Below are 19,934 nucleotides of genomic sequence, written 5' to 3' on the forward strand. Positions count from 1 at the left end.
TCGCCGCCCTGTTCGCCCCGCTAGTCGCTCCGTTCGATCCGAACTGGATCGCTGGCCCAGTTTTATCAGCCCGGCGGTCTTTCGCACTTCCTCGGGACGGACAACCCCGCCGCGACGCGGGTGCTCTCCCCGGGTGATCTACGCGGGGCGTGTTTCGATGCGGGTGGGGCTTCGCCGTGCTCCTCGGCACCACGCTTTCCGTCACTATCGGTATTGTCGGGCGGGTACCGGCGGCTGATCGACATGCTTTTCCAGCGCGCCTCATCGATGCACGGATCGCCTTCCCCGCGATCATCTTCGTGATGGTGTTGATCCGGTGACGGGCCCCGGATTCTGGTGGTTGACGTTGCCATCGGGATGCAGCTCGGCGTCGGCAGCTCGCGCATCATCCGCAGTGCCACCTCTCCGTGAAGAGCATGCCGTTCGTCTTAGCGGCCCGGTCGCTCGGTGCGGCTAATCCGCGATTCTTCGCGCGCCACATCTTGCCCAACGCCATCGCCCCGGCAGGATCACGCCTGCGACCCTGGTCTCGGGAGTGATCCCGATCGAATCCAGTTTGAGCTTCCCTCGGCCCCGGTGTGCCCGACCAGCCAACCGGGAGGCCTCTGAGCCAGGGCCGCGCGTTCATGCTCGATGCCCTCCTGGCCCGTGATCGTGCCCGAATGGCCCCCTCAGCCTCGCCGTCTTCGGTTTCAACATGCTCGGAGACGCCCTCCGCGACCTGCTCGATCCCCGCCTCCGCAAGGCGTGATCCGTGGTCGCTTCGCCGAGGGTAGGCTGAGCAACTCCCCTGTTTCAGCCAGTCGCTCGGGCGGATCGCCCACTTCGCCCAGGGAGCCACCCCTCCCGGGTTGCCCGATCCCCTAAGCCCCCGGCGCGGAGTCCGCCTCCCAGGCTTCCGGGCCGGCCCCTTCCGAATGACGCAAAGGCCCACGCCCCGAGCACGGAGAGGAGGATGTCCTCAAGCCGCGAGCGGGTCCATTAGTCGTTCTTCCGCTCCGGGCCCGCGGGTGTGATGGAGCCGCCCGCCCGCCCGGAACCGACGGAGACGGCGACGAACCAGCGGGTGCCGCCCATGCGCGGCGTTCCGTGAGGGCGAACGTCACCGTGTTGGTCTCGCCGATGGTGACGGAGAAGCCCGGATTGGCCGTCGCAGCGCTTCGGTGCGGCCGATGCTGATGGCAAGCGCCTCGCATACACGGCCGCGATGTCCCAGGTTGCGCTGGTCCAGTTGTGGAGCGTGAGCAGCAGGTCGAGTTGCGAATCGGTCGCGGATGCCCGCGAGGTTCTTGATCCGGCGTCGTTCGGTCCACGAGGCGAAGGAGCGCGACTCGTTGCTGGAAACCGTCGCCACTCTCATTGGCATCTCCGACTCCTTGCTGCTTCGGCGTGGTGTTACTGGACGCCCGCGGCGAATTCGGCGGCGAGGGTTCGGGCTGGGGACGGTTCGTGCGTCCGGGAACCATTGGTAAGCGGCTTTCAACAGCAACGGCGCCACGATGGTGGTAAACGATCGTGACGACAATCGCGACTGAGTAGCCGGTGGCATCGACGACGCCTCTTCTGCCAGGCCGACTGAGGCGACCACGAGCGCAACTGCCGCGGCCTACCATCCCCGCGCCGACACGGGACCGAGGTCGCAAGCGACCGCCGCAGAGCCGCGCAGGGATGCCGCAGCCAGCGAGTTTCGTGATGAGGGCCACGAGGACGATGGCTGCGGAGATGAGCGGCGCGCCGTCAGGTCCGCCGTAGGTTCACGCTGCTGCCGATGTAGACGAAGAAGATGGGGATGAAGAGCGTACCGAAGGCGGGAGACCGGCTCGACTGATGTGGTGGCCGAGGTCGGTGCGAGGAGAGCATGACGCCCGCGAGGAACGAGCCGGTGACCTCGGCCAGGCCGCCGACTTCGTATGCGAGCCAGGCGAAGCCGAGTGCCATCGCCAGCGTCAGCAGCGCGCGTAATGCGCGATTCGATCCGGTATGGTGATCGCGATCAGCGGCATCATTACCCATCGCCCGATGCCAGAGGCCAGCAGCGAGAAGAGGACGAGTTTGATCAGGCTCGCCGATCGACCCTCCCGACTCCGGCGACGACGGAGCGCACTGGAGGACGAGCACGCCGGAGGACATCGTCGATGATTGCCGCGCCCATGATGATGTTCCTCGCGGCTGCGTGAACGGCCCAGCTCCTTCAGGTCTCGGCCGCGATGCCGACCGAGGTCGCCACCAGATCGGCCCGAGGAAGAGCGCGTGCATCGTCTCCACTGCCCGCGAGCTTAAGCGCCGACGGCGTAGCCCGCGCCCATTGGCAGTGCGACACCGCCGATGGCTACAAGGAAGGAGGTCCGGCCAACGGTGCGGAGGCCCCGAGGTCCGTCCTGAGGCCAGCCAGAACATCAGGAGGACGACGCCGATGTGGCCGGAGGTTGCCGACGAATTCGTCGTGGGTGAATGAGTCCGAGCGCCGCCGGGCCTGCCAGCAAACCGGCGACGTTTAGGATCCCGAGCACCGAGGGCATGCTGAACCGGATGGCGACTGCGCCGGAGACCTTCGCCAGAGCAGGAGCCCGGCGATGAGGAGCAAGGAGTCTGGAGACGTTCCACATGGCGGAGGCTAGCGGAGACCCGTTTCGCGGGGGTTTGCGAGGGTGTTACGGGTGGTTTGCGGGTTCGTTTCGAACACGTTTCCGGCCATTCAACAACAGGCCCGCACGGGTGTGCGGGCCTGCCTGCCGGAGGCTCGGGAAGGCGGCCTGAGCGGAAGTGCGCCGGTCCTTCCCCGGTGCCTGCTTTGGTGCGGCTGCTAAACCGCTGCGCTCCCTCGCTCCCCCGGTCCGGACGCGGATGACGTCCTGGACTTCGAAACGAAGATCTTCCCATCGCCGATTTCGCCGGTGCGGGCGTTCTCGGTGATGACGGTGAGTACCTTTTCGAGGTCGGCGTCGTTAACGACCAGGAGGATCCAACCTTGGAGAGGTATTCGACCCGGATATATTCGCGGCCGCGCCACTGTTCGGTGACGCCGCGCTGCTTGCCGTGCCCTTTCACCTCCGAGACGGTGATGCCGCCGTAGCCCAGGACGTCAGAGCTTCTCGGACGAAGTTGAGCTGGGATGGACGACCGATTCGCGTCGATACGCTTCAGGAGTGGGTGACTCCTCTCTGGCTGCGCTCAGCGTGCTTGTGCCGAAGTCCCGGGTTCACTTGCCGCCCGCCGTGCTGAAGATGCCGGTGCCGGAAGGCCCGAAGTCCGGTGAGGCATCGATGCCGTGCTCGAGCAGGTCCAGGCCCTTGGATTCTTCTTCGGGCGGCACGCGAAGTCCCATGGTGTACTTGATGGCGAGGAAGATGAAGGCGGAAAGCGCGCCCGTCCATGCGAGGATGGTGACAGCGCCGATGAGCTGGGCCGCGAGCTGTTCCGCTCCGCCGCCAGGAGCAGCCCGTAGGCGCCGGATTCGCCGCCGTAGGCTGCCGCCATGCCGCTTTCCGAAGAGAAGAGCCCAACGGCGATCACGCCCCAGAGCCCCGTGAAAAGGTGCACCGGCGCGCGCCGACCGGGTCGTCGATCTTGAGCACATTGTCGAGCAGGTCGACGGCATAGATGACGATGATGGCGGCAACGATGCCGATGACGACGGCGGCCCACGGTTCGACGGTGGCGCAGCCGGCGGTGATCCCAACCAGTCCGCCAAGCGTGCCGTTAACGACGAGGCCGAGGTCGTACCGGTTGGTCTTGATCTTGGTGGATACGACGGCCGTTACGGCTGCCGCACAGGCGGCGAGGGTTGTCGTGACGGCCACCTTCCTGCGAGGGCGGCGAATCCGCCGGTCAGGAGGAGGGTGGAACCAGGGTTGAAGCCATACCAGCCGAACCAGAGGATGAAGAGACCGAGCATGCCGCTGGTGATGTTGTGGCCGGGGATGGCGTTCACGGAACCATCCTTGTTGAACTTGCCCATGCGTGGCCCGACGACCTTGGCGCCGACGAGCGCGGCGGTGCCTCCGACCATGTGGACAACGCCCGAGCCCGCAAAGTCCACGTAGCCTTCACCCATGAAAGGATCTTCGTTGAAGGCGCTCATCCAGCCTGCAGCGTCCCACGCCCAGTGGACAACGAATGGATAGATGATGGCGGAGATGAACGCGGTGTAGACGAGGTAGGCCGAGAACTTCGTCCGTTCGGCCATCGCGCCAGAGACGATCGTCGCGGCGGTGGCGGCAAAGGCGAACTGGAAGAACCAGAAGGCGTAATTCTCGAAGTCGCTGAGGAAGAAGTTGCCATCTCCCATGAAGCCGTTCGAGAATCGCCGGAGACGCCGAAGGCGATCGCGTATCCGAACGCCCAGAAGAACAGGCCGCCGACGCAGGCGTCGAGCATGTTCTTCATGAGCACGTTGGATGTGTTCTTCGCGCGGATGAATCCGGATTCGACCATGGCGAAGCCGGCCTGCATGAAGAAGACCATGCTCGCTGTAACGAGCAGCCAGGCCGTGTCGATGGCGGTGACGAGATCAGTGATCTGGTCTTCGGTTGTGGGTGCTTCCTGGGCCGCGGCACTGGAGAACACCGCCATGGCGAGGAGCGCGCCGCCGAGCATGCCGAGCGGCCGTCGCAACCTCCGTTTCATGATCCACTGAGACATTCGCTGGACCCCCCGGTATGGAGCGCTCTCGCGCGGTGATTTGTACCAGCGGGCCTGGCGGCCCCATGCCTCACGCACCCGGCTGGATGCCATGAACGCTAAGAATCCAGAATTACTGTCCGGTTTCCGGCTGGTTTCCGGGATATTTCTCTGTCGTGACGATCACATTTCCAGCGCGCCTGAGTGAAGCGGATGACAGAGCAGATGCCGGGCGCCTGAGATTCTGGTGTTCGGCGAACTACATCCCGGAGGAGGGCCAGCCATGTTCTGTCCCAACGGACACCAGCACTTCGTCATCGGCCCCGAGTACGTGGCGGGCCGTGCGGAGGCACTGATGACGTGTCTCCAGTGCGGCTCCCGATTCGATGCCTATACGCAATTCGGCGCCCTTGCGAAGGCGCTCCGCAGGGCCGCCTGAGGGGCACCTTCACTTTCCGGAAGCCGGCGAGCGCTTGAACGATGCTCCGGCGCGGCCGACCTGGCGCCGCCTCAGGCTTGTTCGCGGTTCCAGCGGAAGAAGAACCGGGCGAGCAGGAAGCTCGCCACGAACCAGGCGAAGAGGACGAGGAATACCTGTTCGACCTGCCAGCCGCCGCCGTAATCGTCCTGGGCCACCCACTCGGGGAGGAAGACGTAGCGGAAGCCCTGGACCATCCACTTCAAGGGGAAGATCGAGGCGACAGCCTTGAGCCCCGATGGCACCTCGTTGTACTGGAGGAAGACCCCGAAATGAACTGCAGGACGAGGTATGGCGGTTGGACAATCGCCGGCGCCGAGGACCCAGTGCGAATGAGCCGGGTGTACGCGAGCCCCAGGAGTGAACAACTACCGACGCCGAGCAGGAACACGCCGGCGAAGGCGAGCCACCTGATGGGGTCGGTGGGCAGGTCCACTCCGTAGAGGATCACCTGATCGCGAGGATGAGGACGACATCGAGGAACGAGGTGACAAGCGCGAGGCCCACCTTGCCGGCGAAGTAGGCACTGCGTGGCAGAGGTGTGCCCGAGAGTCGGCGGAGCAGCCCTTCGTGTTGTTCCATCGCCACGGTCATCGCGAGGCTGGCGAAGGTGGCGCTGACTACCCCGGTCGCGATCATGCCGGGCACGAAGTACTGGGCGAACTGCACCGGTTCAGCCCCGGGCGGTCCGTCGATCGCCCCGCTGAAGATTGTCGAGAAGATCAGGACGAACAGGACCGGCAAGAGGAAGGTGAAGAAGACCTGTTCGGGAGTCCGGAAGAACGTCTGCAGTTCGAAACGTGTCCGTTCGAAAGATAGTCTCACCAGCCGCCCGGGCGCGTTCGGCCGAAACGCGGGATTGGCGATGGTTGCAGTCATTCCATGGCTCCTTCCGCCTCGGAAGCGCCGACCATCTGGAGGTAGATGTCTTCCAGGCTTGGCCGGGTGACGGATAGTTCGGGCAGTTCACTCTCGCCCTGGGCCTCCGCCCAGTGTGTCAGTGCTACCACGGCCCGGCCGGGCTCCGCCGTCATCAGCGTGGCGACACCTCCGGATGTCGAGACGGCCAGGCCCTCCGGAAGCGTCTTTCCCTGGAGCTGCGGCGAAACGGAGAAGCTGACGCGGGCCATCGCCCGCTGGCGTCCGCCGATCTCGCGCGGCGTGCCGACCTCTGCCAGTCTCCCTTTGATGATCACTCCGACGCGGTCAGCCAGTTGTTCGGCTTCATCCAGGTAGTGCGTCGTCAGGAGCACCGTCTTTCCGAGTGCGGTGAAGTTGCGCACGACCTCCCATATCTGCCGGCGTCCCTGGGGATCGAGCCCGGTGGTGGGCTCATCGAGGAAGATCAGCTCCGGGTTCCCCACGATGCCGAGAGCCAGGTCGACGCGGCGCTTCTGCCCGCCGGAAAGGTTCTTGCAGCGCGCATCGCGTTTTTCCTTCAGGCCGACCATCTCCACCACCGAATCGACATCGAGCGGGGTGGGGTAGAACGAGGCGAAGTGCGCGGTGATCTCGCGGGGCGTCAGCGCTTCGAAGAACCCGGCCGACTGGAGGACGATGCCGAGGCGTGCCCGCCAGGCGGCATCCCCGGTCGCGGGGTCGATGCCCAGCACGCTTGCCGAGCCGGAAGTTGGCTCGCGGAACCCTTCGAGGATTTCGACGAAAGTCGTTTTGCCGGCGCCGTTCGGACCGAGAAGGGCAAGCACCTCGCCCTGCGCGACTTCAAGGTCGACGCCTCGCAGGGCTTCGACCGGGCCGTAGCGCTTGGTGATCCCGGTGGCGGTTATGGCTGCAGTCATTCCGTTAGCTCGCCGTGGCGGGGAGCAGCCCCAGCCGCGCGCGGACAACCCTAACAGAGCGCTGGAGCCTGTCGAGATCCTTCGCCGTCTCCCATTCCTCCCGGAGTGCGATCTGGCGGGGATGGGCGAGGAGTTCTTGCTGGCGGCTGCGGGCGATTTCCTGAAGCATGGAGGTTCTCCTTGGATAGTAGACAGTGACACTATCCGATAGTGATACTATCCTTGTCAATACCTCCTTCGGGACGATGGGCATGAAGATTTCGGAACTCAGCTCGCGCACCGGGGTTTCGATCCCGTCGTTGAAGTTCTACCTGCGGGAGGGTCTCCTGCCCCAGGGCCAGCTCTCCGCGCCGAACCAGGCGGACTATTCCGAGAGCCATGTGCGCAGGGCCGCACTGATTCGAGCTCTGCGCGATGTGGCCGGGCTTTCGATCGCGAAGATCAAGGCGATCGTCGACGCCCTGGAACATCGGGAGCTGTACGAAGTCATGGGGCAGGCCGTGGATTCGCTGGGCGGTGAGACGATCGCCGAGTTCACGCCCGCGCAAAGCGAGGCCGCAGTGGAGGTTGATCGGCTCCTCGGGGCGTTCGGCCTCCCAGCCCGGGAGGATTCCCTCGCTCGGCACCAGATCATCGCCGCGTTCGCGTCGGTGCGCGAAATGCTCTTCCCCGGCGTGCCAGGGGAATTCCTGGAGCCCTATGCACAGGCGGCGATCGAGATCACGACGATCGAACAGGCCGCGATGCCGGGACTCTTCGACCTCGAACCTGAGAGCGCAATCGAAAAGGCGATCCTCGGTCTGGCGCTCCTAGAACCGATTCTCGTGGGCTTCCGCCGTCTCGCGCATGAACGACGAGTGCAGGACCTCATCGCGCCAGCGGCGAAGCAGTAGGCGCCGCGGTCAGTCGACCAGCGCTTCGATCACCAGGTCAACGATTGCATCGGCCTTCGCCCGCATCTCGGCGTCGGTCGCATCCTGGATCGGGTGCGGCACGAAGATGCGCCTCACCTCCGGGAAGCCGAGGGCGACAGCCTGGGCTTCCGCCGCATCGGTGAACTCCGTCGAGGCGATGAAGACGGACGGCTTGCCGTTGATTTCGAACCAGGTCGTGTCGTGCACACTGCACGTCGTGCAGGATCCTCAGTCAGCGAGCGCTTCGATGACGAAGCCGCACTCCTCGGCGATCTTCTGGCGAAGGTCCAGGGGTGCGGGTTTGGTGAACGTCGGTTTGGCGTAGTTGCGGAACTCGACGCCCGGGAGGCGTTCGCGGAGGCGTGCCTCCAGTTGGCCGATGAGGATGTCGCCTCGCGGCTTGGAGATGTTGAGCAGCCCGACCACGCCGGTCACGCTCTCGGGCCGGGCTGTCAGGCTTCGGCGGACAGGGACGCGCTCATCGGTTGGGTCGAGGATGGTGGTCATAGCCGGGATTGTAGGGTTGTCGGGGAGGGATTGGTAGTGGCCGCTGCCGCGGAACCGCCGTTCGCCGCCGGGCTACTCCCGGATCTTCACCGTCGTCATCTGGCTGCCCATGGGGCCGCTCACCCAGCCGCCCAGGTAAGCGGCGAACTTGCCGGCTTCGCCGCCTGCGACCACGAACGTGATGTTCTTCGGGTCACGGAACTTCGGGACGAGCGTGTCCAGGCCGATGCGTTCCGCCTGCTGGAGGGTGATCCCTTCGGCGCAAAACTCGTCCCGGATGAGTTCCCGTGCGGGGCGCGCGGTTACCTCCTGGATGCGTGCTCGGACCTGGTCCTTGGTCCAGCCATCCTTGGCGAAAGTGTCGACGTGTTCCGGGGGGATCACGACGACGATTTCGCCGTGCCCGTACTGCTTCGGGTGGCCGCTAGTGGCGAGGGCGAGGCCGTAGCTTGTCGCCAGCGACTCCGCGCCGCGCGAGAGCTGGTCGATGATGCCGTTCGGCGCGCCGCCGGCGTAGACCGTCACCGTGCTGTCTGTCCGTTCGAACCCGCGTTCGACGTGAAGTGACTCCCAGTTGCTTCGTTCCTCGAACTCCGGGAAGCAGAACGTGTATTTGCCCGGCTGCCCTAGCGCTGCACGGTCGACTTCTCCCGGGCGGCCGCCTCCGACATTCCGGACGACGAGTTGGACGGCCCGCCCAATGGTTGCGTTCGCACGGTTGCCCTGTCCGAGGACGTTCATCCTGTAGTTCATGCCGATCCGGTCGCGGATCGGGCCGTTCACGATGATGACCGGCGTCGGGAAGTGCGTCGTCGCGAGGACGCCGTGCATGTTGAACTGCTCGGTGGTGATTGCCTCGATGGCGGCGAGGACCACTGGCAGGTACTCGGGTTTGCAGCCCGCCATGACGGCGTTGATTGCGATCTTCTCCACGGTTACCGGCGCGAGGTTCGGAGGGACGATGCCCACGACCTCTTGCGGATCTCGCTTCGTGCCAGTGAGCATCCGGACGACACGTTCGGGCGTCGGCGGGACAACCGGCAGGCCGTCGGTGAGGCCCTGCTCGAACATGAACTCGAAGATGTCGTCGGATTCTCCGACATCGATCCGGCGGGCGCGGATGGGGCTGCCTTCCATTTCCGCTTCGAGACGTTCGGCGATTCCGGGCTCGACCGATTTCGAACCACAGCCTGGCCGGCTCTCAGGGTATCGGGACCAATCGATCACCGGCGCCGGGGATAGCGTCACGGTGATCAAGCGTTGGAAGAGTGCCTGCCAGTCGCTTCTGCCGAAGCCAATGAACCGGTCGAGTTCGTCGCCAATCGCGTCGGCGAGGATGATCGTCGGCACGGTGTCGAGGTCGTAGCGGTAGGAGACATGTAGCGACGAGTCGTCGAGCATCGGCGCTGCCAGGGCGAATGTCGCGGCCAGGCGCGCGTTGCCTTCGGCATCCTGGCCGATGCACCAGATGTCGATCGATTCACCGAAAGCCTCCGCGGCGGCCTGGATGAGCGGCATGGAAAGGACGCAGGTGGGGCAGTCTTCCTTTACGAAACAGAGCAACGCATGGCGCCCAGTCGGGAAGTGGTGGAGGGATCCGTCGGCGGTGGCCAGGGAGAACGAAGGAAGGGGCATGGCGGGTGGATTGTCGAGCCGCCGCGCTGGCTTGTCGACCGGGAGGGTCAGTCGTCGAGGATCGCGAACAAGTCGCTCAGCGCCAATTCGAAACCGGGTAAGGACTGTGCCGCCAGGATCGCCACCGGCGTGCCGGTCTTCTTGCGGCCCTCAAAGACCTCGGCAGTGCGCGTAACCGGGTCGATAAGCCAGCAGGTCTCCACGCCTGAACTCCGAAGGAACTCGCACTTCCTACGGAGTTCGGCGACCGTCTGATCTCTCGAACGGACTTCCACCGCAATTGTCGGGGGCTCCTCGTTGCCAAATGGTGCGTCGGGCTTCCAGTAGGAGAGATCGGGCAACCGGTAGTTGGGGAGGTCTCCGAGGCGTGCCCGTATCTCGCCGCCGATTCTGGCCGGAATGCTGCCCAGCCAGGTCTGAATGAGGAAACCGATGCGGAACGCGATGCGACCGTGTTCTTCGTTGGGCATAGGCTTCTGCAACACCACCCCGTCGACGTATTCGAGGTATGGCTTCTCCTCGGGCAACGCCAGATACTCCTCCGGGGTCATGCGGACGCCGTGGTACTTCGATTGCCACCTGGGACGCGTTGGAGGTTTGGCGCGCGGCGCGCTCGGCTGGCGGATGGCCATACCGGCATTATAGTCCCTGGCCGTCGTCGCAGACCCGTCAGTGCCATCGTTCGCTTCGCCGCTCGACTTCGCGCCGCCCCGGGCGCGGCCCACGGAAGTCGCCATTGGTCACCGCTCAGAGCAATCGACAAATCCACTCACCGCCGTCGCCCTCCACGAGGTCGGCAACGTCCGTAACAGCGTCCGTGTTGATTGGCCCGTACACGTGCGGAAAGCGGTCCATGGGAGAAACGCCCTCCATCGGCGCCGAGGGAGGTTCCCATCTGACTTCGGCCTCCAGGAGTTCCTCGTCGATGCCGAGGACGCCGAGACCGGGTTGACCGCGGAAGTAGCTATTTGCCACAGTCCGAAGCAGTGGCTGGGTGCAGCAGTGGATGAAGCCTTCGTCCGACCAACCCGGCGGGGCGTACTGGGTGAGTGATTTGGCGGCGTGCCACTCCTGCCCGGATGCGATGTGGAAAATCACGAGTCGTGACCTTGCTTTCAGTCGCAGCATTGTAATGTTCCGCAAGGCGGGCGGGGGAAGGAACGTGTATTGTTGACTTTGTCGCTCGACTTTCTCCAGCCAACCCCGTAGGCTGAATACCCCGCCAGCACACCGACCACAGTTCACGTTCCCGGAGGTTCCCCATGCCTGACATCGCCGCCCGCGGCTACGCAAACCCATCCGTCCTTGTCTCCACCGAGTGGGTGGCGGAGCACAAGGACGACGCCAACATCCGCATAATCGAATCGAACGAGGACCAGCTCCTCTACCCCTCCGGCCACATCCGAGGCGCTGTCCAGGTCGACTGGGCCGCGGATCTCAACGACCAGTTGCGGCGGGACTACCTGGACAGGGCGGGTTTCGAGAAGCTGGCCAGCAAAATCGGGATCACCCGCGACACGACCGTCGTGTTCTATGGTGACAAGAGCAACTGGTGGGCGTGCTATGCCTACTGGGTGTTCCTGCTCTTCGGCCACACGAATGCAAAAGTGATGGACGGCGGCCGCCTGAAGTGGGAGAAGGAGGGCCGCGAGCTCACCCGCGACGTCCCTGCCTACCCGCCGACCAGCTACACGGCTCCCGAACGCGACGACTCGAGGATCCGCATCTTCCGCGATGAGGTCCTCAAGAAGCTCGACGGGAAGACCCGCCTGGTCGATGTCCGCAGCCCTCAGGAATTCTCCGGCGAACGGACCCACATGCCTGAATACCCCCAGGAAGGCGTACTCCGGGGCGGACATATCCCCGGGGCGAAGAGTGTGCCGTGGGCCCGCGCGGCAAACGCCGAGGACGGCACGTTCAAGACTGCCGCCGAGCTCAAGGCAATCTACGAAGATGAGCAGGGACTGAAGGCGAGTGACGACGTCATTGCCTACTGCCGCATCGGGGAACGCAGCTCGCACACGTGGTTCGTGCTTACAAACCTGCTCGGATACCCCAACGTCAAGAACTACGATGGCTCGTGGACGGAGTGGGGCAACTCCGTCGGCGTACCGGTCGAGCGGTAGCCGCCCCCGGGAACGTTCCCGGGTGGCCTGCACGGAGGCGGGCCACCCGCTTCGCCCCTAAAGTGAAGCACGTGACCTCCCGGCCGACGCACCACCCTGCCGGCGACCCCGGCGACCCCTGGTTAATCGGGGCGGCCGAGGTTGTGCGGGCGCTCTCCACCGACGCGGTTCGCGGCCTTGATGAAAGCGAAGCGGCGGCACGGATTGAACGCTTCGGCAAGAACGAATTGGACGCCGGCGAGGCTTCGCCGGCGTGGCGAAAAGTGCTCGCGCAGTTCCAGGACCCGCTGACCTACCTCCTCGCCGCGGCGATCGCGGTTTCACTGGCTGTGTGGTTCGTCGAGGGTGCGAACGGCTGGCCGATAGAGGTCCTGGTCATCGCCGGGATCGTCCTCGCGAACGGGGCTCTCGGATACCTCCAGGAGGCGCGTGCCGAGCAGGCGGTCGCCGCCCTCAAGCGGTTGGCCGCCCCGATGGCGACGGTCGTGCGGAGCGGCGCGGCGCGAACGACGCCCGCCTCCGAAGTGGTCCCGGGCGACGTGCTGTTACTCGAAGAAGGCACCGCGGTCCCCGCCGATGGCCGCCTGCTGGATGCAGCCTCGTTGCAGGTCTCCGAGGCTGCGCTGACCGGCGAAAGCGAAGCGGTGCTGAAAGACGCCGCTCCTCTCCCCTCCGCTGTCGCCATCGGGGACCGGCTCAACATGGTGTTTGGCGGCACGTCTGTGGCGAGTGGGCGCGGCCGTGCTGTCGTGACAGCGACGGGCATGAACACGGAGATCGGTCACATCGCCCGGCTCCTGGGACAAACGCAGGCCGATCCGACGCCGCTCCAGCGGGAGGTGAGGCTGATCGGGCGGACGCTCGCCTTCGCGGTAGTCCTGATCGCCGCCGTCGTTGTCGCAGCGATTGTGCTGACCTCTGATATCGAGGACGCCAGCGATGTCGTCGACGTGCTGCTGGTGGGGGTTTCGTTGGCCGTTGCGGCCGTGCCGGAAGGCCTGCCCGCCGTGCTGTCAGTCATCCTCGCCCTCGGTGTCCAGCGTATGGCCCGCGAGCGCGCCATCGTGAAGAAGCTCTCCTCGGTGGAAGCGCTCGGGTCGGCCTCGGTCATCTGTTCCGACAAGACCGGCACACTCACGCGGAATGAGATGACCGTGACAACGGTGGTTACTTCTTCCGGTGTCGTCACCCTCACCGGCAGCGGTTACCGGCCCGAGGGCCATGCACTGACGGCGGGGCGCGCACTGGGAGAAGCGCCCGCCGATGAACTGCTCCGGAACGAGGTGCTCGCGGTGGTTGGCGGCGGCGGGCTCGCCAGCGATGCGGTCCTGCAGGAAGTTGAAGGCGAGTGGACCGTCCGGGGCGACCCGACCGACGGGGCGTTTCTCGTGGCCGAGGCGAAGCTGGGCGCGACCGCGACGCGCGAGGCGCGCTTTGGTCGGCTCGCCGAGGCCCCTTTCACCTCCGAGCGCAAGCTCATGAGTACGCTTCATGCCGATGCCGATCGTCATGGGCTGGTGGTTCTCGTTACCAAGGGAGCTCCCGACGTGCTGCTGGGACGCTGCACGCACGAGCGCGCCGCTGAATCGGTACGGCCCCTCAGCGCTGCCCGCAAAGCGGAGATCCTTGAAAGCGTCGATTGGCTGGCCGACCAGGCGCTCCGTCCCCTTGCAGTCGCCTACCGCGAACTCCCGGAGGACGAAGGCGCCCGCAGCGTTGCTGCACCCGAAAGCTATGAGCATGGGCTGACATTCCTTGGGGCAGTTGGCATCATCGATCCGCCCCGGCCCGAGGCAGCCCGGGCGATCAGCGATGCCCAGGCGGCCGGAATCCGCGTGCTCATGATCACCGGGGATCATCCTCGGACCGCTTTGCGGATCGCAACGGAACTCGGACTCGACACCCGGGCAGGGAGCGTCCTCACAGGTGCGGAGCTCGAAGCTATCAATGATGCGCGCCTCACGGACTTGGTCCGCGAAGTCTCCGTGTACGCGCGCGTGGCGCCGGAACACAAACTGCGGATCGTCCGGGCCCTGCAAGCCGACGCCAACATCGTCGCGATGACCGGCGACGGCGTGAACGATGCACCGGCACTTCGCGCGGCCGACATCGGCGTGGCCATGGGGATCTCTGGCACGGATGTCAGCCGCGAGGCGGCGGACATGGTCCTCGCGGATGACAACTTCGCGACGATCGTCTCGGCGGTCCGCGAAGGACGGGCGATTTTCGACAACATCCGGACGTTCCTCCGCTTCCTCCTCTCATCGAACGTGGGCGAGGTCCTGACGATGCTGCTCGGTGTGCTCGGCGCGCGATTGCTGGGGTTGGACCAGACCGGCGAAGCTGTCGCCCTACCGCTGCTCGCCACGCAGATCCTCTGGATCAACCTGCTCACCGATACGGCCCCGGCCCTTGCGCTGGGCCTCGATCCTCCCTCGGGTGATGTCATGCATCGGCCGCCCCGGCGGCTGAGTCATCGCGTGATCGACCGCGAGATGCAGGGGGGCATCATCTTCGTGGGGCTCGTCATGGCGGTCGCCACGCTGGTCGCTCTTGATCTTCGCCTGCCGGGCGGATTCATCGGAGGCGACGGAGATATCGGGCAGGCGCGCACGATGGCGTTCACGACGCTGGTGCTCGCCCAGCTCTTCAACTGTTTCAACTCGCGGAGCGACCGGGCGAGCGCCTTCGGGCGGATGTTCACCAACCGGCTCCTGTGGCTTGCGATAGGCGTTGCTCTCGCTTTTCAGGCGGCCGTCGTCCACGCCCCGTTCCTGCAGGACGCATTTAGCACTGTCCCGCTCTCGCTGGCCGACTGGCTGTTGTGCGGCGCTCTGGCGAGCACGGTGCTCTGGGCCGACGAGGCCCGGAAGCTGCTCCTGCGCCGGTCTGCCTGACCTGGCACGTCCGCATAGCCGATGACTCGCGCGCCTGAGTTGCATGATGCAACGCGGCATCCCGGCTGCTAATCTGGCACGGCACTGCTTCGCGAAAGGGGCACGGAATGGCTTCGGAGACCTTCATACTCGGCGGTTACCAGACTGACTTCGCCCGAAACTGGATGCGCCAGGGACAGCAGATCCCCGACATCCTGACCGAGATCGTGGAGGGGGCGCTCGAAGAGACCGGCGTCCCGGCGCATGAAATCGAGACAGGCCACGTGGGTAATTTCGCCGCAGAGCTGTACGCGATGCAGGGCCACCTGGGCGCGTTCCTGGTCCAGACGCATCCGGCCTTCCGCGGCCTGCCGACCTCGCGGCACGAGGCTGCCTGCGCCTCCGGATCGATGGCGATCCTGGCAGCTTCGGCGGAGATCGAAGCCGGCAGGTACGACGTCGCCCTGGTCGCAGGGATCGAGCACATGAAGACGGTGGACGCCGCCGCGGGTGGTGAATTCCTGGGCACCGCGGCCTGGTACGAGAAGGAAGCGAAGGGTGTCGCGTTCCCGTTCCCGGCGCTCTTCGGCAAGCTCGGCGATGAATACGAACAGCGTTACGGTCTCTCCGCCGATCACCTCACCCGCATTTCAGACATCAATTTCGAGAACGCCCGGCGCAACCCGCTCGCCCAGACGCGCGAATGGCCGGCGAACCCGGAGAAGATGCAGCAGGTGCTGACCGGCCGCATTCGCATCTGCGACGCCTCCCAGGTGACCGACGGGGCGGTCGCGGTCGTCCTCGCTTCGAAGGCGTACACCGAGCGGTACATCGCCTCGCGCGGAGGCGACGCGAGGGGCGTCAGCAAGATAGAAGGTTGGGGCCACCGGACGGCGACGATGAGCTTCGCCGAGAAGATGGCCGAAAGTGCGACGGCGCCATACGTCCTGCCGCACACCCGCCGGGCGATCGTCGATGCCTTCAAGCGGGCCGGCATCGAAGACGCGTGGTCTCTCGACGCCATCGAAACCCACGACTGCTTCACGACTTCGGAGTACATGGCTATCGACCACTTCGGCATCACCGAGCCGGGCGAGTCGTGGAAGGCCATCGAAGACGGGACGATCGCCTTCGACGGCAAGCTGCCCATCAACCCGAGCGGTGGCCTGATCGGCGCCGGGCACCCGGTGGGAGCGACCGGTGTGCGCCAGCTCCTTGATGCTCACCGCCAGGTTGTGGGTTCCGCGGGGGCCTACCAGGTCGCGGGGGCACGGCGCGTGGCGACGCTCAATCTCGGAGGCAGCGGGACGACGAGTGCCTGCTTCGTGGTCGGCTCCGCCAGCTGAGGGGTCGTGCCCCGAGGGCCCGCCGGCCGGCCCGGACGCGTCTGCTTCTGCTCTTCCGCGGGCGCGTATCCCGAACTCCGGCCGCCTCGTAAGATCGGCAAGCCATCGGAGGGATGGCATCCCTGTATGCACAACAAGACCACGCTCCCCAACGGCTTACGCATTGTTACGGGCGAACTGCCGCACACTCGTTCCGCAACCGTCAGCATGTACGTCGGTGCGGGCAGCCGCTATGAACCCGACGAAGAGGCGGGCCTGTCTCACTTCCTCGAACACATGCTGTTCAAGGGTGCTTCGCGGCGGCCGACTGCCCGGGAGATCTCGGAGGCAATCGAGTCCGTCGGCGGCTCTCATAACGCGGCCACCGACAGGGAACTCACGGTCTACTACGCCAAGGTCCCACACACTGCGGCGATGGAGACGATCGACATCCTCGCGGACATGATCCGCGCGCCAATCATGGATCCTGCCGAGTTGGAGAAGGAACGCTCGGTCATCCTCGAAGAGCTCGCGAGCGTGGAGGACAGCCCCGGCGAACTGGCAGGAATCCTCATCGACGAGACGCTCTGGCCCGGCCAACCGATTGGCCGGAATGTGGGCGGCTCTCCGGATTCGGTCTCATCCCTCCCGATTTCGGCGGTGAATGCCTACCTGGCCCGCCAATACGTGCCCGAAAACACGGTCCTCGCGGTTGCCGGCAACGTGAATCACGAAGAAGTCGTGGCGGCGGCAGAACGGTGGCTCGGCGCTGTCCCGAAACAGGCCCCAGGCGCCTGGTACCCGGCCACCGCGAGAAACGGGACCGTGCGCTTCGCCCTCCGCCAGAAGGAGACGGAGCAGGCACACATCTGCCTCGCTTACCCGAGCGTCTCGCTCAGCGACCCGGACCGGTACGCGGTGGACTTGTTGAGCACGGTGCTCGGCGAAGGGATGTCGAGCCGGCTGTTCCTCGAACTCCGTGAAGAACGTGCGCTCGTATACGACATCCACAGCTACCCGAGCGAATTCCGCGACACCGGGTCGTTCACGATCTACGCCGGGTGCGATCCTTCAAACGCTCGCGTGACGGTCGAGGCGGTGCTTGAAGAGACCTATGGCCTCTTGAAGGGGTTGCCGGCGGCGGAGTTGCGAAAGGCGAAGGAGATGGCCAAGGGCCGGATCCAGTTAAGGATGGAAGACACGCGTTCGGTTGCCGGATGGATTGGTTCGCAGGAGTTGCTGCTGGGCCGGGTGCAGACCGTGGACGAGGTGGTCGAGCAGATCGAGGCGGTCGAGTATGACCAGCTGATGGCGGTTGCGAAGCGCATCCTCTCGCCGGACCAGGCAACGATGGCGATCGTCGGCCCCTTTTCCGACGAAACTGAGTTCACCAGGGCACTGGGCGTCTAGACTCTTCCTGTGGCACAGGCGTACTTCGGCAAGCCGTTCAAGACGTTCGTTTCCGGTGGGGCGCACGTCGCGGTGTACCTTGTCCCGGTCTATGAAGGCCGGCTGGTGGTATTCGATGTGGCGGCGAGCGCTGCCCGCGGCCGCTGGTTGCCCTGGGACGTCCTAGAGTTCGGCGGCAACCCTTACGAGGCTGCGGCGGCCCTCGCGGATGATTGGTGCGACGGGGCTGTCTCGGACCTCACGCTGGCTGACGCGATGTCCTTCCCGTTCGAGGAGGGGAGCTGGGAACTGGCGCTGGTGTTCCGGGCCGAGCTCACCGCGATCCCGGCGGGCGACGCCGCCCGCAGCACCTTTGTCTATGACCCGGGGGAGTTTGATGCGATCGGGAACTTCGACCCGGTTGACCTCGAGCGCTGGGCCTTGCGGGGACTGCCGGCGCCGGAAGCGCCGCCAGGCGGTGGGGTCAGTGACAATCTGGTTTTCTGAGTACCTTCGTCCTACGAGGTGCGGCGCTCGTGGACCACGACGTGTATCGGGCGGCCGCCAACCGTCGCGGCATCGAGTGCGATCCCGAGATCGGCGTAGTGCTCGCCGCGGTCGCCGCACATCAGGATCCAACCATCAGCCTTCGGGAAGAGGTGGACGGTGCGGGGCGCCAGGCGGGTTTGGAGAGCGGGCATCGTATTCCGAAGTTCGACCAGCATTCGGCTGGCGAAAGTAGGGGAATTCCCCTAAATACCGATAGGCGATTCCTTGCCGGGACAGGGAAATGCACTCGGCCTGCATGAGCCCGCCGGAAGGCGCGTGAAGGTGCCCCGGGATAGGATGCACCTATGTCTGAACCTGACCCCGATAGCTACGGTCTTCCAGCCCCGCCCGCCAGCCCAGGCACGCCACAGTGGGGCAAGAAGCCCCCGAGCAACGGCGAGCGGGTGTTCCTCTCCGGCCCGCAGGATCGGGGCAACGAGCTGCTGCGCACCCTCCGCATCGGATGGGAGTTCTTGCGCGGATTCCGCAAGCTCCACTGGGTCGGGCCGTGCGTCACGGTCTTTGGGTCGGCGCGCTTCCCTGAAGGTCACCCGTACTACGCGATGGGGAGGGAGCTCGGCGCCGAACTCGCGCAGGCCGGTTTTACGGTGATGACGGGCGGCGGCCCCGGACTGATGGAGGCCGCGAACCGGGGCGCGATGGAGTCCGGCGGCCGCTCGGTCGGGTGCAACATCGAACTCCCGATGGAGCAGGCGCCGAACAAGTACCTCGATACCTTCGTTGAGTTCCGCTACTTCTTCGTGCGGAAGGTGATGCTGGCAAAGTACTCCTATGCCTTCGTGGCGCTCCCCGGCGGGTTCGGCACCCTGGATGAGTTGTTCGAGATCTCGACGCTGATCCAGACAGGGAAGATCCGGAATTACCCATGCGTCCTCATTGGCCAGGACTACTGGCAGCCGCTGATAGCCTTCTTGCGAGATCGGCTGCTGGCGATGGGGACGATCGAAGCTGATGACATCGCTCGACTCTATGTGACCGACTCGCCAGCGGAGGCGGCTGCACGCATCCAGGCCACCGCGATGAAGTCGTTCGGGCTGAAGTACGCGGCTCCGCCGAAGAAGCGCCGCATCCTCTTCGAGTGACTTTCCGCCTCAGGTGAGGTGCCAGTCCTCGCCGAACTCGAACGCCGCGAGCTTCGCTGCGAGTCCTCGGGAGGCGTCGTTCGACCACTCCGTGCTGTAGAACGCGAGCCGTCCGGTTGATTGGACTGCCGCCCCCCACGCCCGGACCGCTTCCAGCGCGAGCCCCTGCCCGCGATAGTCGGAGGCGGTCTCGACGCCGGCGGCGGCGGCTTCGGCGGAGAGACGTGAGCTGTAGCAGACCGACACGACCGTGCCATCGCGGATGATCCCGAAGTACGGAGCCTGCTCGTCGTGCCTCCAGCCGCGCGCGACCAGGTCGGGATGGAGCGGTGTCGCGGCGGTGACCGGCACGACCTCCGGATGGAACGATGTCTGCGTGGGGAGGATGAAGGCGGGGCCCCGGTATTCCGTAAGAATCTCGCTGTGCGCGGCCACCTTCTCTCGAAGTTCGCCTTCGTCCCGGCACGCGAGCCACGACCGCGTGACCAACTCGGGCAGGTCGGACCTTGTCCGCAAGACCCTCCCACCGGAGCCAGAACCACGGTAGACCCGAGGCGCGGTTCGTCCACCGCGCTCGTTGACTGTCCTGAGCCTTCCTCGGGCGTCGAGGACG

22 protein-coding genes and 2 pseudogenes are annotated in these 19,934 nt (G+C 65.4%); 9 read left to right on the forward strand and 15 right to left on the reverse strand.

Annotated features, from left to right (window positions below):
- The first annotated feature begins 176 nt into the window (after window positions 1–176).
- The gene (locus IPG14_RS17315; RefSeq protein WP_343392653.1) at window positions 177–320 is read left to right on the forward strand and encodes a hypothetical protein; all 144 of its coding nucleotides are present in this window, start codon (window positions 177–179) and stop codon (window positions 318–320) included.
- A 1,417-nt stretch (window positions 321–1,737) separates the two neighbouring features.
- On the opposite strand, the gene IPG14_RS17320 is transcribed toward IPG14_RS17315, so the two are convergent.
- The 5 genes and pseudogenes from IPG14_RS17320 to IPG14_RS17340 all read right to left on the reverse strand — a co-directional run.
- Window positions 1,738–2,013 (reverse strand): cation:proton antiporter, encoded by a 276-nt coding sequence (locus tag IPG14_RS17320; protein ID WP_343392654.1) that lies wholly within the window; start codon window positions 2,011–2,013, stop codon window positions 1,738–1,740.
- Window positions 2,014–3,325: 1,312 nt separating this feature from the next.
- Window positions 3,326–3,598 (reverse strand): annotated as a pseudogene (locus tag IPG14_RS17325) (hypothetical protein); the annotation flags it as partial.
- Complete coding sequence (locus IPG14_RS17330; protein WP_343392655.1) at window positions 3,510–3,800, reverse strand: hypothetical protein; 291 nt, start codon at window positions 3,798–3,800, stop codon at window positions 3,510–3,512. The gene IPG14_RS17330 and the pseudogene IPG14_RS17325, both read right to left, overlap by 89 nt.
- Window positions 3,758–4,288: a hypothetical protein gene (locus IPG14_RS17335; protein WP_343392656.1), complete on the reverse strand. Its 531-nt coding sequence runs from the start codon at window positions 4,286–4,288 to the stop codon at window positions 3,758–3,760. The genes IPG14_RS17330 and IPG14_RS17335 overlap by 43 nt, the downstream gene beginning before the upstream one ends.
- A 71-nt stretch (window positions 4,289–4,359) precedes the next feature.
- A pseudogene (locus IPG14_RS17340) lies at window positions 4,360–4,734 on the reverse strand (hypothetical protein); the annotation flags it as partial.
- A gap of 169 nt (window positions 4,735–4,903) precedes the next feature.
- On the opposite strand from IPG14_RS17340, the gene IPG14_RS17345 reads away from it, so the two are divergent.
- Complete coding sequence (locus IPG14_RS17345) at window positions 4,904–5,059, forward strand: hypothetical protein (protein ID WP_343389466.1); 156 nt, start codon at window positions 4,904–4,906, stop codon at window positions 5,057–5,059.
- 71 nt (window positions 5,060–5,130) lie between these two features.
- Here IPG14_RS17345 and IPG14_RS17350 read toward each other — a convergent pair whose 3' ends face one another.
- From IPG14_RS17350 to IPG14_RS17365, 4 genes are all read right to left on the reverse strand, one after another.
- On the reverse strand, window positions 5,131–5,343 hold the full coding sequence (locus tag IPG14_RS17350) for a hypothetical protein (protein ID WP_343392657.1): 213 nt from the start codon (window positions 5,341–5,343) through the stop codon (window positions 5,131–5,133).
- A 202-nt stretch (window positions 5,344–5,545) separates the two neighbouring features.
- On the reverse strand, window positions 5,546–5,977 hold the full coding sequence (locus IPG14_RS17355) for an ABC transporter permease (RefSeq protein WP_343392658.1): 432 nt from the start codon (window positions 5,975–5,977) through the stop codon (window positions 5,546–5,548).
- A complete protein-coding gene (locus tag IPG14_RS17360) occupies window positions 5,974–6,897 on the reverse strand; it encodes an ABC transporter ATP-binding protein (protein ID WP_343392659.1) in 924 nt (307 codons plus the stop codon). The genes IPG14_RS17355 and IPG14_RS17360 overlap by 4 nt, the downstream gene beginning before the upstream one ends.
- Before the next feature lie 4 nt (window positions 6,898–6,901).
- Window positions 6,902–7,066 carry a hypothetical protein gene (locus IPG14_RS17365; RefSeq protein ID WP_343385715.1) on the reverse strand — a complete coding sequence of 55 codons (165 nt, stop codon included), beginning with the start codon at window positions 7,064–7,066 and terminating at the stop codon, window positions 6,902–6,904.
- Between the two features lie 82 nt (window positions 7,067–7,148).
- Here IPG14_RS17365 and IPG14_RS17370 point away from each other — a divergent pair, with 82 nt between their 5' ends.
- Window positions 7,149–7,790 (forward strand): MerR family transcriptional regulator, encoded by a 642-nt coding sequence (locus IPG14_RS17370; protein ID WP_343385714.1) that lies wholly within the window; start codon window positions 7,149–7,151, stop codon window positions 7,788–7,790.
- 9 nt (window positions 7,791–7,799) lie between these two features.
- On the opposite strand, the gene IPG14_RS17375 is transcribed toward IPG14_RS17370, so the two are convergent.
- The 4 genes from IPG14_RS17375 to IPG14_RS17390 all read right to left on the reverse strand — a co-directional run bounded on the left by IPG14_RS17375 (window position 7,800) and on the right by IPG14_RS17390 (window position 11,051).
- Window positions 7,800–8,318 carry a UGSC family (seleno)protein gene (locus IPG14_RS17375; RefSeq protein ID WP_343392660.1) on the reverse strand — a complete coding sequence of 173 codons (519 nt, stop codon included), beginning with the start codon at window positions 8,316–8,318 and terminating at the stop codon, window positions 7,800–7,802.
- A 72-nt stretch (window positions 8,319–8,390) separates the two neighbouring features.
- Window positions 8,391–9,953 carry a TlpA family protein disulfide reductase gene (locus tag IPG14_RS17380; RefSeq protein WP_343392661.1) on the reverse strand — a complete coding sequence of 521 codons (1,563 nt, stop codon included), beginning with the start codon at window positions 9,951–9,953 and terminating at the stop codon, window positions 8,391–8,393.
- A 47-nt stretch (window positions 9,954–10,000) separates the two neighbouring features.
- Window positions 10,001–10,585 carry a Uma2 family endonuclease gene (locus IPG14_RS17385; RefSeq protein WP_343392662.1) on the reverse strand — a complete coding sequence of 195 codons (585 nt, stop codon included), beginning with the start codon at window positions 10,583–10,585 and terminating at the stop codon, window positions 10,001–10,003.
- A 115-nt stretch (window positions 10,586–10,700) separates the two neighbouring features.
- Complete coding sequence (locus tag IPG14_RS17390; RefSeq protein WP_343392663.1) at window positions 10,701–11,051, reverse strand: DUF952 domain-containing protein; 351 nt, start codon at window positions 11,049–11,051, stop codon at window positions 10,701–10,703.
- A gap of 164 nt (window positions 11,052–11,215) precedes the next feature.
- Between IPG14_RS17390 and IPG14_RS17395 the strand changes: the two genes are divergently transcribed.
- From IPG14_RS17395 to IPG14_RS17415, 5 genes are all read left to right on the forward strand, one after another.
- Window positions 11,216–12,079, forward strand: coding sequence for a sulfurtransferase (locus tag IPG14_RS17395; RefSeq protein WP_343392664.1), 864 nt, complete (start codon window positions 11,216–11,218; stop codon window positions 12,077–12,079).
- Window positions 12,080–12,150: 71 nt separating this feature from the next.
- Entirely contained in the window at window positions 12,151–14,976 is a 2,826-nt protein-coding gene (locus IPG14_RS17400; protein WP_343392665.1) for a cation-translocating P-type ATPase, read from the forward strand.
- 107 nt (window positions 14,977–15,083) lie between these two features.
- Window positions 15,084–16,301, forward strand: coding sequence for an acetyl-CoA acetyltransferase (locus IPG14_RS17405; protein WP_343385706.1), 1,218 nt, complete (start codon window positions 15,084–15,086; stop codon window positions 16,299–16,301).
- Between the two features lie 126 nt (window positions 16,302–16,427).
- A complete protein-coding gene (locus IPG14_RS17410) occupies window positions 16,428–17,690 on the forward strand; it encodes a pitrilysin family protein (protein WP_343385705.1) in 1,263 nt (420 codons plus the stop codon).
- A 9-nt stretch (window positions 17,691–17,699) separates the two neighbouring features.
- Complete coding sequence (locus IPG14_RS17415) at window positions 17,700–18,176, forward strand: hypothetical protein (RefSeq protein ID WP_343392666.1); 477 nt, start codon at window positions 17,700–17,702, stop codon at window positions 18,174–18,176.
- A gap of 11 nt (window positions 18,177–18,187) precedes the next feature.
- On the opposite strand, the gene IPG14_RS17420 is transcribed toward IPG14_RS17415, so the two are convergent.
- On the reverse strand, window positions 18,188–18,394 hold the full coding sequence (locus IPG14_RS17420; RefSeq protein WP_343385703.1) for a hypothetical protein: 207 nt from the start codon (window positions 18,392–18,394) through the stop codon (window positions 18,188–18,190).
- A 129-nt stretch (window positions 18,395–18,523) separates the two neighbouring features.
- On the opposite strand from IPG14_RS17420, the gene IPG14_RS17425 reads away from it, so the two are divergent.
- On the forward strand, window positions 18,524–19,321 hold the full coding sequence (locus IPG14_RS17425) for a TIGR00730 family Rossman fold protein (protein WP_343392667.1): 798 nt from the start codon (window positions 18,524–18,526) through the stop codon (window positions 19,319–19,321).
- A 9-nt stretch (window positions 19,322–19,330) separates the two neighbouring features.
- Here the strand turns inward: IPG14_RS17425 and IPG14_RS17430 are convergent, their stop codons facing one another.
- Complete coding sequence (locus tag IPG14_RS17430; RefSeq protein ID WP_343392668.1) at window positions 19,331–19,837, reverse strand: GNAT family N-acetyltransferase; 507 nt, start codon at window positions 19,835–19,837, stop codon at window positions 19,331–19,333.
- Window positions 19,838–19,934 lie beyond the last annotated feature (97 nt).

The organism is Candidatus Amarobacter glycogenicus, from assembly GCF_016704105.1.
Classification (GTDB): domain Bacteria; phylum Chloroflexota; class Dehalococcoidia; order Tepidiformales; family Tepidiformaceae; genus Amarobacter; species Amarobacter glycogenicus.